Annotated in this window: 14 protein-coding genes; all 14 read right to left on the reverse strand. The window is 61.3% G+C overall.

Annotated elements, in window-relative coordinates; all coding sequences use genetic code 11:
* Positions 1–152: 152 nt before the first annotated feature.
* A complete protein-coding gene (gene dnaE, locus WD767_07825; GenBank protein ID MEX2615987.1) occupies positions 153–3,611 on the reverse strand; it encodes a DNA polymerase III subunit alpha in 3,459 nt (1,152 codons plus the stop codon).
* Between the two features lie 106 nt (positions 3,612–3,717).
* Positions 3,718–4,401 (reverse strand): ABC transporter ATP-binding protein, encoded by a 684-nt coding sequence (locus WD767_07830; protein ID MEX2615988.1) that lies wholly within the window; start codon positions 4,399–4,401, stop codon positions 3,718–3,720.
* Entirely contained in the window at positions 4,394–5,638 is a 1,245-nt protein-coding gene (locus WD767_07835) for a lipoprotein-releasing ABC transporter permease subunit (GenBank protein MEX2615989.1), read from the reverse strand. Before WD767_07835 ends, WD767_07830 begins: the two co-directional genes overlap by 8 nt.
* A 2-nt stretch (positions 5,639–5,640) precedes the next feature.
* Entirely contained in the window at positions 5,641–6,960 is a 1,320-nt protein-coding gene (locus WD767_07840; protein ID MEX2615990.1) for a proline--tRNA ligase, read from the reverse strand.
* Positions 6,961–7,049: 89 nt separating this feature from the next.
* Positions 7,050–7,475 carry a hypothetical protein gene (locus tag WD767_07845; GenBank protein ID MEX2615991.1) on the reverse strand — a complete coding sequence of 142 codons (426 nt, stop codon included), beginning with the start codon at positions 7,473–7,475 and terminating at the stop codon, positions 7,050–7,052.
* A 91-nt stretch (positions 7,476–7,566) separates the two neighbouring features.
* The gene (locus WD767_07850; protein MEX2615992.1) at positions 7,567–7,800 is read right to left on the reverse strand and encodes a DUF1467 family protein; all 234 of its coding nucleotides are present in this window, start codon (positions 7,798–7,800) and stop codon (positions 7,567–7,569) included.
* 12 nt (positions 7,801–7,812) lie between these two features.
* Positions 7,813–8,217: a methylmalonyl-CoA epimerase gene (mce, locus tag WD767_07855; GenBank protein ID MEX2615993.1), complete on the reverse strand. Its 405-nt coding sequence runs from the start codon at positions 8,215–8,217 to the stop codon at positions 7,813–7,815.
* Positions 8,218–8,228: 11 nt separating this feature from the next.
* Positions 8,229–9,908, reverse strand: coding sequence for a ribonuclease J (locus WD767_07860; protein ID MEX2615994.1), 1,680 nt, complete (start codon positions 9,906–9,908; stop codon positions 8,229–8,231).
* The gene (locus tag WD767_07865; protein MEX2615995.1) at positions 9,905–10,678 is read right to left on the reverse strand and encodes a type III pantothenate kinase; all 774 of its coding nucleotides are present in this window, start codon (positions 10,676–10,678) and stop codon (positions 9,905–9,907) included. The genes WD767_07860 and WD767_07865 overlap by 4 nt, the downstream gene beginning before the upstream one ends.
* Before the next feature lie 12 nt (positions 10,679–10,690).
* The gene (locus WD767_07870; protein MEX2615996.1) at positions 10,691–11,440 is read right to left on the reverse strand and encodes a biotin--[acetyl-CoA-carboxylase] ligase; all 750 of its coding nucleotides are present in this window, start codon (positions 11,438–11,440) and stop codon (positions 10,691–10,693) included.
* 14 nt (positions 11,441–11,454) lie between these two features.
* A complete protein-coding gene (gene nuoN / locus WD767_07875; protein ID MEX2615997.1) occupies positions 11,455–12,906 on the reverse strand; it encodes an NADH-quinone oxidoreductase subunit NuoN in 1,452 nt (483 codons plus the stop codon).
* Positions 12,907–12,923: 17 nt separating this feature from the next.
* Complete coding sequence (locus WD767_07880; GenBank protein MEX2615998.1) at positions 12,924–14,447, reverse strand: NADH-quinone oxidoreductase subunit M; 1,524 nt, start codon at positions 14,445–14,447, stop codon at positions 12,924–12,926.
* A gap of 15 nt (positions 14,448–14,462) precedes the next feature.
* Entirely contained in the window at positions 14,463–16,409 is a 1,947-nt protein-coding gene (gene nuoL, locus WD767_07885; protein ID MEX2615999.1) for an NADH-quinone oxidoreductase subunit L, read from the reverse strand.
* A 5-nt stretch (positions 16,410–16,414) separates the two neighbouring features.
* A partial coding sequence (gene nuoK / locus WD767_07890; GenBank protein MEX2616000.1) for an NADH-quinone oxidoreductase subunit NuoK occupies positions 16,415–16,651 on the reverse strand: 237 nt, incomplete at its 5' end.

Genomic DNA, 16,651 nt, shown 5'->3' on the forward strand with positions numbered 1-16,651 from the left:
GTGGGCAAAAAGCCAGTTTCCCAGCACCGGAGCGGCCACTACCCTCATCGGCAGCGCGCGCAAACCCACGTGTGATATGGCGTGCGGTATATAGCCAATGTCCGGGCATTGCAAGGCGGCATTATTAAATTCGCACCCGATGAACAGGCCCGCTAAAGATCCCTTACATCCATGACCCCGGGGATCGACTTGACCGCCGAACGCATGGCAACGGAAATCGCGAACCCGCCGGGAATATCGATTTCGATTTCCCGGTCATCCGTCTCCAGCATCAGGCGCACCCGGCCGGGGCCCTTCTCGCCATGTTCGCGGAATACGTTGGCCAGGCTCGTCAGCGGCGTTTCATCGCACATGAAGACACACAGGCCCGCGGCGGCCCGCGCCGCCGCCTCATCCAGCGGCTGGATACTTTGCGCCGTCAGCCGGAAACCCTCGTTCCAGCGCTGCACGTCTACGGTCGCCAGAAGCGGCGCGCCGGATTCCAGAAGATCCCGGCTTCCCGCCAGCACTTCGGAAAAGACCGTTATTTCGTAGGACCCTGTCGCGTCGGACATCTGCACAAACGCCATCTTCGAGCCCCGGGAGGATGTGGTGAATCGGCGCGCCGAAACGATCCCCGCCAGCTTGATTCGTCCCTCGTTCATCCGGCCCGTCGATACCTTGATCCACTCCACGACGCCAAGCTTTTCGCAGGTCGCCTGGTAGGATTGAAGCGGATGCGCCGACAGGTAAAAACCGATTGCCTCGAACTCCTGCTGCAGGCGTTCCTGCGCCGGCCACTCATCGACCGCCGGCAGCGGCGGCGTAATCGCCGATTCTTCCGCGCCGAACAGGTTGACCTGCTTGCTTTCCCGGTCATTCTGCGCCGCATTGGCGTGCCGGACCAGCATTTCCACGGCATCGAACAACTGATGCCGGTTCGGGTTCAGGCTGTCGAATGCCCCTGCCCGCACCAGGTTTTCGATCTGCCGCTTGTTGAAGACCTGGGTCCCCAGCCTGGTGGAGAAATCGAAGACGGAACTGTAGGGGCCGTTCGCCTCGCGCTCCGCCACGACCGCCGTCATGGCCGCCGCGCCGACATTTTTCAGCGCCGCCAGCGCATACCGGACGGCCAGCGTGCCGTCCTCCCGGGTTTCGACCGTAAAATCGACGCCGGACTTGTTGACGTCCGGCGGCAGCAGCGCGATGCCCAACCGGTCCAGTTCGATCCGGAAAAGGCTCAGCTTGTCCGTATTGCCCATGTCCTCGCTCATCGAGGCGGCAAAGAACTCGACCGGGTAATTCGCCTTCAGATACGCCGTCTGGTAGGCGACCAGCGCGTAGGCCGCGGCATGGGATTTGTTGAAGCCATAACCGGCAAATTTGGCAACCTGGTCAAAGATACGCCCGGCAACCGTACCATCGACATTGTTCGCCGCCGCCCCATCGACGAAGATCTGGCGCTGCGCATCCATTTCCGACTGGATCTTCTTGCCCATTGCCCGCCGCAACAGGTCCGCGCTGCCAAGGCTGTAACCGGACAGAACCTGCGCGATCTGCATGACCTGTTCCTGATAGATCATGATCCCGTAGGTTTCCTTCAGGATGCCCTCCAGCGAAGGATGCAGATAGTCCGGCGTCTCCTGGCCGTGCTTCCGCTTGATGAAACTGGGGATATTGTCCATCGGCCCCGGACGGTACAGCGCGACCACGGCGATGATGTCCTCGAACCGGTCCGGTCGCAGCTTCTTCAGCACGTCGCGCATGCCGGAGCTTTCCAGTTGAAACACGCCGGTCGTATCCGCGTTGCACATCATTTCGAAGGATTTCGCGTCGTCGAGCGGTATTCGATCCAGCGCCAGGCCGATATTGCGCTCTTCCAGCCGGCGGACTGCGCCGACAAGCACCGTCAGCGTCTTCAATCCCAAAAAGTCGAACTTTACCAGCCCCGCCTTCTCGACGAATTTCATGTTGAACTGGGTGACGGGCATGGTGGAACGGGAATCCCGATACAGCGGCACCAGTTCATTCAGCGGCCGGTCGCCGATCACGACCCCCGCGGCATGCGTGGAGGCGTGCCGGTACAGTCCTTCCAGCTTCAGCGCGGTATCGACGAGCCGGCCGACTTCCGGGTCCTCGTCGCGCATCTGCGCCAATAGCGGTTCGTCCTTCAGCGCCTGCGCCAGACTGACCGGATTCGCCGGATTGTTCGGCACCAGTTTGCATATCCGGTCAACCTGGCCATAGGGCATTTCCAGGACACGGCCCACATCGCGCAGCACGGCCCGCGCTTCAAGCTTTCCGAAAGTGATGATCTGCGCAACCCGGTCGTCGCCGTATTCCTGCTGAACGTAGCGAATGACGTCGTCACGGCGATCCTTGCAGAAGTCGATGTCGAAATCCGGCATGGACACTCGTTCCGGATTCAGGAACCGCTCGAACAGCAGACCGAACCGCAACGGGTCGAGATCGGTGATCGTCAGCGCCCAGGCGACAACGGACCCGGCGCCGGACCCGCGGCCCGGCCCGACGGGAATACCCTGATTCTTCGCCCATTGGATAAAATCGGCAACAATCAGGAAATAGCCCGGAAAGCCCATCTGCTCGATGACGCCCAATTCATAATCAAGACGCTCTCGATACGGCGTTGCCAGTTCATTGCGACGGGCCGAATCCATCCCGGCAGCGAACACCTGCACTTCAAGCCGCTTTTCCAGCCCATCGGTGGCCAGTTGCCGCAAGGCTGCCGATTCGCTTCGTCCACCGAGCTTGGGATAGGTCGGCAGGATCGGATCATGGGTGTCCGGCATGAACGCGCAGCGCTGCGCAACCACCAGCGTGTTGTCGATTGCCTCCGGAATATCGGCGAAAAGTTCGCGCATTTCCTGCGCGGATTTGAAATAATGTTCCGGCGTTACACGCCGCCGGTCCATCCGCGATACAGTCGCCCCTGCGGCAATGCACAGCAGCGCGTCATGCGCCTCATACATGTCCCGGTCGGCAAAGAAAACCTCATTGGTCGCCACCAGCGGCAGGTCATGCGCATAGGCCATGTCGATCAGGGCTGTTTCGATCTGCTCCTCTTCCGGCATGCCGTGCCGCATCAACTCGACATAAAGCCGTCCGTCGAACATATCCGCCAGCCGCCGCAGCATGGCCCCCGCATCGCCGTGCTGCCCGTTCAGCAGCAACCGGCCAACCGGGCCGCCGGTTCCCCCCGTCAGCGCAATCAGCCCGGCATGATGGGCCTCCAGGTCAGCCAGCGAAATCTGCGCCGCGTCTTCCGCCGCCGAATCGAGAAACGACTTGCTGACCAGCGCCAGCAGGTTTCGGTAGCCTTCCTGCGACTGCACCAGCAGGACCAACCAGTCGACGCCGACGCCGACCGCGCCGTGGGGCATGTCGATTTCGCGTTTTACGGCAATCTGGCAGCCGATGATCGGCTGGATACCCGCTTCGCGCGCCGCCAGTGAAAACTCCAGGGCGCCAAACAGGTTGCCGGTGTCCGCCACGCCGACCGCCGGCATCTGCTGGCGTTTGGTCAGTTTTATCAGGTCCGGAATCTTGATCGCGCCTTCGGAAAGCGAAAACGCGTCATGGACTCTCAGATGGACGAAATCGGCATGCGACATGGATCGAAATTATACCCGAGTCGTCAGGCTGTCATCCCTTCGCATACACAAAGATATGGTGGCGACGCAGTTTTCCACCGCGATATGTGGATAAGACGGTGTTGCGTCAGACTGCGACGAGAACACCATCCTCAAGCCGGACAACCCGGTCCAGCCGCGACGCCAGATCGACGTTGTGTGTCGCGATCAGCGCCGCAAGCCCGTTGTCGCGAACGAACGAGAGGAACAGGTCCAGCACTTCCGCCGCCGTATGGGCGTCAAGGTTGCCGGTGGGCTCGTCCGCGAGCAGCAGGCGCGGCTCGTTGGCCAGCGCGCGGGCAATGGCGACCCGCTGCTGCTCCCCTCCGGACAGGCGCGCCGGGCGGTGGCCTGCCCGATTCGACAAACCGACAGCCGCGATCAGTTCTCGAGCCCGCTCGCGCGCCGCGCGACGCGACTTGCCGGCGATCATCTGCGGCAGGATGACGTTTTCTTCCGCCGAGAATTCCGGCAGCAGGTGATGGAACTGATAGACGAAGCCGATTTCCGTCCGCCGGATCGCCGTTCGGGCCGCGTCGGACAGGACCCCGCAGGCACGACCGCAGATGCCGACATCGCCACCATCGGGCATTTCCAGTAACCCGGCCACATGGAGCAGCGTCGATTTCCCGGCGCCGGACGGCCCGACGAGCCCGACCAGTTCACCAGCGGGCACGGAGAGCGTGGCGTCGCGAATGACCTCAAGGCGGGCGTCCGCCTGTCTGTAGGTCCGGACCACATGATCCAGTTGCAGTACCGGCCCGTCACTCATAACGCAGCACTTCCACCGGATCGAGCCGGGCCGCGCGGCGCGCGGGGAAAACCGAGGCCAGGAAGGACAGCACCAGCGCCATGACAACGACTGTCGCCACCTCCTGCGGGTCGAGATCCGCCGGCAATTGCGACAGGAAGTAAATCTCCGCGTTAAACAGTTCGGCCCCGGTGAGCGACTGGATCGACTGCCGGATGGACTCGATATTCAGCGCAAACGAAATCCCGAGAATGCTTCCCGCCAGCGTTCCCACCAGCCCCACACTGGCGCCGGTCATGAAGAAAATTCGCAGGATCATGCCCCGGGATGCACCCATCGTACGCAGGATCGCTATCCCCTTCCCCTTGTCGTTGACCAGCATGATCTGGCTGGAAATGACATTGAACGCGGCGACGACGATAATCAGCGTCAGGATCAGGAACATGACATTCCGCTCCACCTGCAGGGCCGTGAAGAAACTGGCATTCGCACGCTGCCAGTCATAAATCCTGTAACCGGCCCCGATTTCCCTGCCGATTGCCGTGGCCGCCGAAAACACGTCGTCCGGGTTTTCGAGCATGATTTCGATGCCCGAAACAGCATCCTTCTTCCGGAAAAATATTTGCGCCTCGGACAACGGCATATAGATGAACGTGTCGTCATATTCCGACATGCCAACCTTGAATACGGCGGCGACCGGATAGGCCTTCATGCGCGGCAAGGTGCCGAACGCGCTGGGATTGCCGTTCGGCGAGATCAGGGTGATCGAGTCGCCGGGCCGCAACCCCATACGGTCCGCCATTCGGGCGCCGACGACGATTCCTGTGTCGGCCGCGAAGTCATCCAGGCTTCCGGCGACGATGCCATCGGCCAGAATTGCGCGGCGCCGGAAATCCGCTTCGCGCAGCCCCCGAACCAGCGCGCCGGACGCCACGCCGCGCGCCGTCGCCATCACCTGGCCTTCCACCATCGGAATGGCGCTGAGAATACCCGGTAAGGCGGTAATTTGCGCCACCAACGGGTCGAAATCGGCAACCGTCCGCGTATTATTGGTAACGTTCAGATGACCGTTGACGCCGAGGATACGCGACAGCAATTCCTGGCGGAACCCGTTCATGACCGCCATGACGATAATGAGCGTCGCCACGCCCAGCATGATGCCGGCAAACGAGAACCAGGCGATGACGGAAATGAATCCTTCCTGGCGGCGCGACCGCAGGTAGCGTAATGCGACGAAGCGTTCGAATGCGGTAAACATCGTTACCCGCCGAGACGGTCGAGCGCGGCCGCCACCGGAAGTTCCGCGGTCTCGCCTGTCCGGCGGCTCTTCAGTTCGACGACGCCGTTCTTCAGCCCGCGCGGCCCGACGACCAATTGCCAGGGCAACCCGATCAGATCCATGTCGGCGAATTTGCCGCCGGCCCGTTCGGGACGGTCGTCATACAGCACTTCAACGCCGGCGGCGCTCAGTTTTCCGTAGATATCGTCGCAGGCGGCATCGCAGTCGGCATCGCCGCTGCGCAGGTTTATCAGCCCGACCTTGAAAGGCGCGACCGCTTCCGGCCAGATAATGCCCTTGTCGTCGTGGCTGGCCTCGATAATCGCGCCGACCAGCCGGGATACGCCGATGCCGTAGGAGCCCATCTGGATGGTTGTCTCGCCGCCTTCCGGGGTCGGGACAACCGCGCCAAAGGGTTTGGAATACTTGTCCCCGAAAAAGAAAATATGTCCGACTTCGATCCCGCGGTCCGTCACGCGGCTTTCGGCGGGAACCTCGCGCTCGAACCGCGCCGGATCGTGCATTTCGTCCGTGGCGGCGTAAAGGCCTGTCCATTCATCGACGAGCGGCTGCAGATCGGAGTCATAATCCACGTCGAGCGCCAGAACGTCACGTTCCAGAAAATCGCGATGGCAGAATACCTCGCTTTCGCCGGTATCGGCCAAGATGATGAATTCATGGCTCATATCGCCGCCGATCGGACCGGTATCCGCCCGCATCGGGATCGCCTTCAGTTCCATGCGCGCGAATGTCCGAAGGTACGCCACGAACATCCTGTTATAGGCGCGGCGGCCGGCGTCGGCATCGATGTCGAAGGAATAGGCATCCTTCATCAGGAATTCACGGCCGCGCATGATCCCGAAACGGGGCCGGACCTCATCGCGGAATTTCCACTGGATGTGGTACAGGTTCTTCGGAAGCTGCCGGTAGCTTTTGATATAGGCGGCGGCAATCTCTGTTACCTGTTCTTCATTGGTCGGCCCGTACAGCATATCCCGGTCATGTCGGTCAGTGATGCGCAGCATCTCCTTGCCGTAATCCTCATAGCGGCCGCTCTGCCGCCACAGGTCGGCGGACTGGATGGTCGGCATCAGGATTTCCTGCGCGCCGGCCGCGTCCTGCTCCTCGCGCACGATCTGTTCGATCTTCTTCAGCACCCTGTGGCCCAGCGGCAGCCAGGAGTAGATACCGGCACTGGCCTGCCGGATCATGCCGGCCCGCAGCATATAGCGATGCGAAACGATCTGCGCCTCGCTGGGCGTTTCCTTCAAGGTCGGCAGAAAATACTGTGACAGGCGCATCAAGGGGTCTCCGCAGAATGCGGTTGGGGTGGAGAGGCAACGGGAACTTAGGCAAAGCGTTTGAGGTTGTCCATGCTACCGCAAGCGGGTCATTGTGCTTTTCCCGCGGCGCGGCGGCATTCCTCCAGAAGCTTTCGGGTATCGCCGCGATTTAAGGGTACCCCGTCCAGCATGGCCTGCCGCTTGTTCATATCGAACCGGATGACGCCAACGCCGAGCGATGTTTCGCCAAATCGCGCCGCGCCGCCTCTCAAGGGGTTAAGCGCGATGGAAAACTCCAGCATTTCCGGCACAAGCGCACCCATATCCGGGGCCTCCGGCCCCTGCGCCGGCACCACCTTTCGTCCCCGGACATCGACGCCCGGTTGAAACGCGACATCGCCGCGCGCCTTGTGCTCGATCAGGTACTGGCAGTCCGTCCGGCTGATTCGCACCGTCTCCGCATGCCCCTTCGCCGGAATGGCTATAAACCCCAGCAGGGTGATCAAAACGATATGGGGAAATCGCACCATCATGTTTCCTATGTAGGCAGTAACGCGCAGGCCGCCAGTCCACATTCAAGAAACAGGCCAGCACAGCCGGGAGCGAGGCAGAACTTCCGGCGCGTCAGTTTCGGAAATTGATCCAGCCGGATTCGGCAATAGCCCAGACAATGACCAGCAGGATGACCGAAATGCCGGTCGTGATCGCTATTTTCAGCCACAGACGTGGTTTGACGGGAGCGCCGGGCTCATGTCCGACTTCCGGGTTTTCCTCGCGGGCGATACCCCAGGGCAGGACCATGAACAGCACGAGCCACCAGATAATCGCGAATGCGACTAGACCTTCGACGATACTCACGGCGTGCGTCCCCTAAACCTGTTCCAGTTCGATCAGCGTTCCCGCAAAATCCTTGGGATGCAGGAACAGAACCGGTTTGCCATGCGCGCCGTTTTTTGGCTCGCCATCGCCCAGCACACGCGCCCCCTGCGACGCCAGCAGATCCCGCGCCGCCAGGATATCGTCCACTTCATAGCAGATATGATGCATGCCGCCATCGCGATTGCGCTCGAGATACGCGGCGATGGGCGAATCGTCGCCCAGCGGGTGCAGCAGTTCGATCTTGCTGTTCGGCAGGATGACGAAAACCACGGTGACGCCGTGTTCCGGCAGATCCTGGGGTTCCGAAACCTGCGCGCCCAGGGCGTTTCGGTACATGGCGGCCGCGGCGGCAAGGTCCGGTACGACAATGGCAACGTGATTCAAGCGCCCGATCACGGCAGGTTCTCCTATACCCGAACCAGATGGACCTTGGTTTTGGGCCGCTTGCCACAGATCGCCTTTATCCAGCGCCGCAGACCGATCCGCACCGCCTCGCAGACCGCATCGTCCATCCGGCGCGATTTTGCCGGCATATCCTCCAGGGCATCCATCACCGCATCGGTCATCCCTTCGATCAAGTCAGGATCGCCGTCCTGATCGAACACGCCCTGCGTCGCAATTTGCGGGTCCGCATGCAGGTCGCCGGCACGATCGACCACCAGTGTTACGACCGCCGACCCATTCTCCATCAGCCCGCGGCGTTCGCGCATGACGCTGCTGGCGAGCGAAATCAGCCGGTTTCCATCCAGTGCCAGCCGGCCGGTGAATACATCGTCAACAACAGTCGCCGGGCCCGGCGCGAGGCGCAGCAGCGTGCCATTCGGCGCAACGCAGCTTTGCGGCACCTGGCATTCCTTCGCCAGGGCGGCATGGGCGCGCAGGTGACGCAATTCGCCGTGTACCGGCACCGCAACCTGCGGCCGGATCCACTGATACATCTGGATCAGTTCTTCGCGGCCCGGATGCCCCGACACGTGGATGCCCTCATCGTCATTGGTGGTCACCATTTCCACGCCAAGTTCCGCAAGCCGGTTTTGCAACCGGCCGATCGATTTTTCGTTGCCCGGGATGATCCGGCTGGAAAATATCACGACGTCGCCGGGATCGAGATGGACATCGCGATGTTCCCCACGGACGATACGGGCCAGCGCCGAACGCGGTTCCCCCTGGCTGCCGGTGCAGATCAGCAGGATCTTGTCGCGGGGAATATCGGCAGCTTCCTTTGCCGTCAGGAAACGCGGTATCTCTGTGAGATAGCCGTTTTCCATTGCCGCTTCGTAGAAGCGCCAGAGCGACCGCCCGACCAGCGCCACGCTACGGTCGTTTTGCAGCGCCGCATGCGCCGCCGATTCAAGCCGCGCAACATTGGACGCGAAACAGGCAATGACGACGCGGTTGTCAAACGCCGCGGTCGTTTCCCGCAAGCTGTCCCGGACATCGGCTTCGGAACCGGAGTGACCGGCGACGAAGACATTCGTCGAATCGCAGGTCATGGCCAGAACCCCCTCCTTGCCGACACGGATCAGAGCTTCCTCATCCGTCGTCGCGCCCACCTTGGGATCCGGGTCCAGCTTCCAGTCGCCCGTATGCATCACCGTACCCGCCGCAGTCCGTATGACGCAGGCATTCGGTTCCGGAATGGAATGGGTCAGGGTAATCAGTTCGATATTGAAAGGTCCGACGTCGAACCGGCCTGACAGCGGAATTTCCGTGATGACCGCCTTCTTGTGCAGGTTCACCTCCTCCAGCTTGCGGCGCAGGATGCTGGCGGTGAACGGGGTTGCGTAGATCGGACATTTCAGACGCTGCCACAGATACGGCACCGCGCCGATGTGGTCTTCATGCGCATGGGTCAGGACCAGCCCGGCCAGCGCATCGACGCGTTCTTCAATAAACGTCGGGTCCGGCATGATGATATCGATACCCGGCGTTTCGTCATCCCCGAACGTGATTCCCAGATCCAGCATCAGCCAGGCGCCATCATGGCCGAACAGGTTCAGGTTCATGCCGATTTCGCCGGCGCCGCCGAGCGACAGAAACAACAATTCCTCCGCGGACGGCAATCCGGTCTGCCCGTACCCCTTCATGCGGCGCGGTTCCGCCGATACACTTCGCGCAACCCGCGGATGGTCAGGTCACGGTCCGTATGGTCGATTACATCGGTACACCCCGCGAACAGCGAGGCAAGGCCGCCGGTTGCAACCACCGTCATCGTACTGCCAAATTCGTTCTGCATCCGCGCCACCAATCCTTCAATCATGCCGATATATCCCCAGAAAATTCCCGACTGCATCGCCGGAATCGTGGACTTTCCAATGACCTTATCGGTCGGTTTAATTTCGACGCGCGGCAGTTGCGCCGACGCCATGTGCAGCGCTTCCGCCGACAGGTTTATGCCGGGGGCGATAACGCCGCCGCGATAATCGCCGTCTTTGTCGACGACATCGAACGTGGTCGCGGTGCCGAAATCGATGATAATCGACGGTCCGCCATACCGGCTGAAAGTCGATACCGCCGTCACCAGCCGGTCCGCGCCGACCTGCTCCGGCCGGTCGATCAGAATACGCAACCCCAGTTCGACGCCGTCATCGCCGATGGTCAGCGGCGTTCCGCAGAAATACCGCCCACAGAGCGACACCAGATTAAAAGCCGTTTGAGGCACCACGCTGGCGAGGATGGCGCCGTCGATACCGGCCGGCGCAACGCCCCGCAATTTCATCAGTTCGGTCAGCCAGACCGCGTACTCATCCGCCGTCCGCCGCGGGTCGTTGGCGCAACGCCAGACGCCTTTCAGCACATCCCCATCGTAAACGGCGAAAACAACATTGGTATTTCCGGAATCGATAGCCAGAAGCATACGCCGATCCTATCAGAGAAACACATCGCCGGCCGAAATGGTTTCCCGGACACCGCCCGGACCTTCCAGCAGCAACGCGCCATCCCTGTCCATGTCGACGAACCTGCCGCGGATTTCGCGATGGGGCAAACGAACGGTAATTTCACTGCCCAGGCCCGCGGCCCGGGCCAGCCACGCCGCCCGTACCGGCCCGATACCCGATTCCATCCATCGGTCGCGCCACCGGAAAAATGACTCGAGGAAACGCTCCAGGACTGCTTCCACCGATGCCGCCGCCGCGCCCTCCGCCTTCAGGTCCGTGGCGGGGTACAGCGTGTCCGGGGGATGGCCGGTAATATTGACTCCGCATCCGATAACGACCCAGTCGGTCGCCTGCCCCGTGGCGGCGCCGGAGGACTCCAGCAGGATACCCGCCACCTTGCGGCCGTTGACCAGGATGTCATTCGGCCATTTGCAGTTCAGCGCCGCATGGCCGGGCAGCAATTCCGCAATGGCGTCGCCGAGCGCCACGGCGGCGACGAACGACAGTTGGGCCGATTCAACGGGCGGCTTGTCCGGTCTCAAAAGTATGGAGAGATAGAGGTTTCCCGCCGGCGAAACCCACGTCCGCCCCCGCCGGCCCCGGCCCGCGGTCTGCTCGCGCGCCCACACAACCGTCCCGTCGGCCGCCCCCGTCGCGGCCAGGCTTTTCGCCTCGTCATTGGTGGAGCCGGTTCGCGCCAGCGCGACCAGCATACATCCTTCGGGCAACGCCAGGGACATTGGGCAGCGTCGTCTCAGCCCGGAAACAGCGAAGCCGCCGCCTGCCCGGCCGTATCCACGATCGGCGCAGGCCACAGGAAGAACAGGAACACGGCAAGGCCCGTAACGGTCATGACCATCGTGAGGGAGCGCCCGACCGGCCTGTCGAGCGGCTCCGTACCTTCATCGAAATACATGATCTTGATGATGCGCAGATAGTAAAAGGCCCCGATCACGCTGGACACGACACCGATGATGGCCAGTGTGTAGAGTTCGGCCTCTATCGCCGCCAGGAAAATATACAGCTTGCCGAAAAAGCCCGCCATTGGCGGAATGCCGGCCAGCGAAAACATGAAAACCATCAGCGCCAGCGCCATCCCCGGGTGCGATTTCCCCAGCCCGGCAAGGTCGCCGATATTTTCGACCATGCGCCCGTTCCGGCGCATGCAGAGGATGCAGGCAAAGGTCCCCACCGTCATCGCCATATAAATGGCCATATAGATCAATACGCCATGCAGCCCGGATTGCGTCCCCGAGGCAAGGCCGATCAGCGCATATCCGACATGCCCGATAGAGCTGTACGCCATCAGTCGTTTGATGTTGTTCTGCGCGATTGCCGCAAATGCGCCCAGCAGCATGGATGCCACCGAAATCAGGATGATGATCTGACGCCATTCCTCGATCAGCGCGCCGAAGGGTTCGAGCATGACCCGCAGCAGCAGGGCAATCGCCGCGACCTTGGGAGCGACGGCAAAGAATGCAGTCACCGGCGTGGGCGCACCTTCATATACGTCGGGGGTCCACATGTGGAACGGCACGGCGGATACCTTGAATGCCAGACCGGCCGACAGGAACACCAGGCCGACGATCAGTCCCGCCGATACCGGGGCGCCTGATGCGGCCATCATCGGAGCCAGAACCTCGAACTGCGTCGATCCGGAGAACCCGTATATCAACGAACACCCGTACAGCAGCAGGCCCGACGACAGCGCGCCGAGAACGAAGTATTTCAGGCCCGCCTCCGCCGAACGGATGTTGTCCCGCTGGAAGGAGGCGATGATGTACAGCGACAGGCTCTGCAGTTCCAACCCGATATACAGCGCGATCAGGTCGTTCGCGGAAATCATCATCATCATGCCAACCGTGGCGAAGATCACCAGAATCGGAAACTCGAAGCGGGCCATACCTTCGCGGCTGATGAAATCCTCACTCATGAACAGGACAAGGACGGCGCCGATCAGGACCAAAACCTTCATGAAGACAGCAAAATCGTCGGTCACGAACAACCCGTTAAACGCCAGCAGCCGCCCGTCCGCACCCCAGATCACGAGCGCCAGCGTCACGAGCAGTGCGGCAACGGTCATGCCGCTTACGATCGGCAGGGCCCGTTTCTCGGAAACGAAAACACCCACCATCATCAGCGCCATGCCGAGAACCGCCAACACAATTTCCGGCAGCGCGGGGAGGATATTCGATACTTCGATCATCTGTACGTATCCCCCGCCTAACGTGTCGCGGCCAGTGCCTTGCCGCTGTCAACCGCGGCAATCGCACCATGATAATTTTCGAGGAGATTTGAAACCGACGTCGAAATCGGGTCCAGGAAGGACGTCGGGTAGATGCCCATCCACAGGACCAGAACGATCAGCGGCACGAAAATCGCGACTTCCCGGGCATTGAGATCCAGAATCGACTTGAGGTCATCCTTGGTCAACTCGCCGAATATGACGCGCCGGTACAGGTACAGCATATAGGCGGCCCCCAGCACCATGCCGGTGGCGATCAGCAGGGCGACCCAGCTGCTGGCCTCGAACACGCCCAGCATGATCAGGAATTCACCCACGAAACCGCTGGTTCCGGGCAGGCCGACCGATGCCAGCATGAACAGCATGAACACCGCGGCGTATATCGGCATGCGATGGACCAGGCCGCCATAACGCGCGATTTCACGCGAATGAATCCGGTCGTAGACTACACCGACGCACAGGAACAGCGCGCTGGATACGAAGCCGTGGCTGAGCATCTGGATAATCGCGCCTTCGACCGCCTGCTGGTTAACCGCAAAGATGCCGACCGTCACGAAGCCCATATGCGCCACCGACGAATAGGCGATCAGCTTTTTCATATCCTCCTGAGCCAGCGCCACCAGCGAGGTATAGATGACCGCGATGACGCTGAGCGTGAAGATCAGCGGCGTGAAGAATTCCGACGCCAGCGGCAGCATCGGCAACGAGAAGCGCAGGAAGCCGTAGGCGCCCATCTTCAGCAGCACGCCGGCCAGGATCACCGAGCCCGCCGTTGGCGCCTCGACATGGGCGTCCGGCAGCCATGTATGCACCGGCCACATCGGCACCTTGACGGCAAAGGAAGCAAAGAAGGCCAGCCAGAGCCACAGCTGCAGGTCACGGTCGAAACCGAACGCCATCAGGGCCTGGATATCCGTCGTCCCGGCCTGGACATACATGGCGATGATCGCCAGCATCATCAGGACCGATCCCAACAGCGTGTAAAGGAAGAACTTGAACGCCGCGTAGACCCGCCGCGGACCGCCCCAGACGCCGATGATGAGGAACATCGGGATCAGCACCGCTTCGAAGAAAATGTAGAAAACGACGAAATCGAGGGCGGCAAACATGCCGACCATCATCGTCTCCAGGACGAGGAATGCGACCATGTATTCCTTCACCCGCGACTGGATGGCTTCCCAGCTGGACAGGATACAGATCGGCGTCAGGAAGGTGGACAGCAGGACGAAGAACACGGAAATCCCGTCAACGCCGACCCGGTAGCCGATATTGAAGGTCGCAATCCATTCCGCCTGATCGACGAACTGGAATGCAGCACTCCCGTTGTCGAACTGGATCCACAGGATCAGCGACGCAAGAAAGGTGAAGATGGAAACGATCAGCGCGGCCCAGCGGGAATTGCCGGCAACCTGCTCCGGCGTGCCCCTGACGAACAGCAGAATCATCGCGGCCCCTGCCAGCGGCAGGAAGATGACAAAGGTCAGTAGCGGAAAATCAGTCATTTGCGTCGCCCGGCCCTATGTCCGCGATAAGAAATACCAGGTGATCAGGATGACCACCCCGACCAGCATGGCAAAAGCGTAGTGGTACAGGTAACCGCTCTGCAGCGCGCTGGCCCGTTTGGAGAAGCGGACAGTCATGGCGGATATCCCATCCGGTCCCACACCGTCGATCAGCGCCCCGTCGCCCGACTTCCAGAGCGCGCGCCCCAGCACGAAGGCGGGACGCACGAATATCCGGTCGTAGATTTCGTCGAAATACCACTTGTTGAGCGACAGCAGGTAAAACGGCCGCAGCACCGCCGCCAGAGTTTCGCCGGATCCCGGGCGCATGATGTACATCCACCAGGCCAGGGCGATGCCGACGACGCCGACGATCAGCGGCAGCAGCTTCACCCAGAACGGTACGTGGTGTGCATTTTCCAGCGCCTGATGCGTCGGAAGAATGCCGATCGATTCGCCCCAGAACTGCTCCATGCCGTCGCCGACGAAGAAGTGATAGCCCAGCACGCCGGAGAACAGCGCACCGGCCGCCAGCAGGAAAAGCGGCAGGATCATGACCCTGGGCGATTCATGCACATGCGCCAGCGTGTCTTCGTCACAGCGCGGCGCGCCGTGGAAGGTCATGAACAGCAGGCGCCATGAGTAGAAGGCGGTCATGAAGGCTGCCGCGATTCCCAGCCAGAAGGCAAATGTGCCGACGCCGGTATGCGCGGCGAAGGCCGATTCCAGGATAATATCCTTGGAGAAGAAACCGGCGAAACCGATCGAGGTACCCGGTATGCCGATACCCGCCAGCGCCAGACTACCGATCCACATCAGCACATAGGTCACCTTGATGTGCTTCCAGAGTCCGCCCATCTTGCGCATGTCCTGTTCACCGGACATGGCATGGATAACCGAACCGGAACCGAGGAACAGCAGCGCCTTGAAGAAGGCATGCGTCATCAGGTGAAAGATCGCCGCCGGATAGGCCGATACGCCGATGGCGAAAAACATGTAACCGAGCTGCGAACAGGTCGAATAGGCGATCACGCGCTTGATGTCGTTCTGGGTCAGCCCGATCGTCGCGGCAACGAAGGCCGTCAGCGCGCCGACGACGCAAACCACCGCCAGCGCCGTTTCCGACTGCTCGAACAGCGGCGACAGGCGCACCACCATGAACACGCCGGCCGTCACCATCGTCGCCGCATGGATCAGCGCGGATACAGGCGTTGGGCCCTCCATTGCGTCCGGCAGCCAGGTATGCAGGCCGAGCTGGGCCGATTTCCCCATCGCGCCGATGAACAGCAGCAGGCAGATAATGGTCAGCGCGTGATATTCGACGTCCAGGAATACCAGCGTCGCGTCGGCAAAATCCGGTACGGCGCGAAAGATCTCATCGAAGCGCACCGTGTCGAACAGCAGGTAGGTCGCGAAGATACCGAGCGCGAAACCCACGTCGCCGACCCGATTGACGACGAAGGCCTTGATTGCCGCCGCATTGGCCGACGGCTTATCGTACCAGAACCCGATCAGCAGGTAGGAACAGAGCCCCACCCCTTCCCAGCCGAAGAACAGCTGCACCAGATTGTCCGCCGTCACCAGCATCAGCATGAAGAACGTAAACAGGCTGAGATAGGCGAAGAACCGCGCCGGCGACTTGTCGTGGCTCATATAGCCGATGGAATAGATATGCACAACGGCGGAAACCGTCGTCACCACCAGCAGCATGACGGCGGTCAGGGTATCGACTTTCAGCGACCAGTCGAATGACAGGCTGCCGGAGGACACCCACTGGAACAGCAGGATCGTGCGCGGATCGCCGGCAATGGCCACCGCAAAAAACAGATACCAGGAAATCAGCGCCGCAATGACGAGGCCGGAACAGGTGACGAATTGCGCCCCCTTGGCGCCGATTGCGCGGCCGAACAGTCCGGCGATGACAGCGCCGAGCAATGGCAGGAATACGACAGCGGCTTCCATGCGGCTCAGCCCTTCATCACGTTAATGTCTTCGACTTCGATTGAGCCGCGGTTACGGTAATATACCACGAGGATGGCGAGGCCGATCGCCGCTTCCGCCGCCGCGACCGTCAGCACGAACATCGTGAATATCTGCCCGACCATGTCCTGCAGATGGGCCGAGAACGCCACAAAATTGATGTTCACCGCGAGCAGCATCAGTTCGACCGACATCAGGATGATGATGACGTTCTTGCGGTTCAG

This window comes from Alphaproteobacteria bacterium (genome assembly GCA_040905865.1).
Taxonomy (GTDB): domain Bacteria; phylum Pseudomonadota; class Alphaproteobacteria; order UBA8366.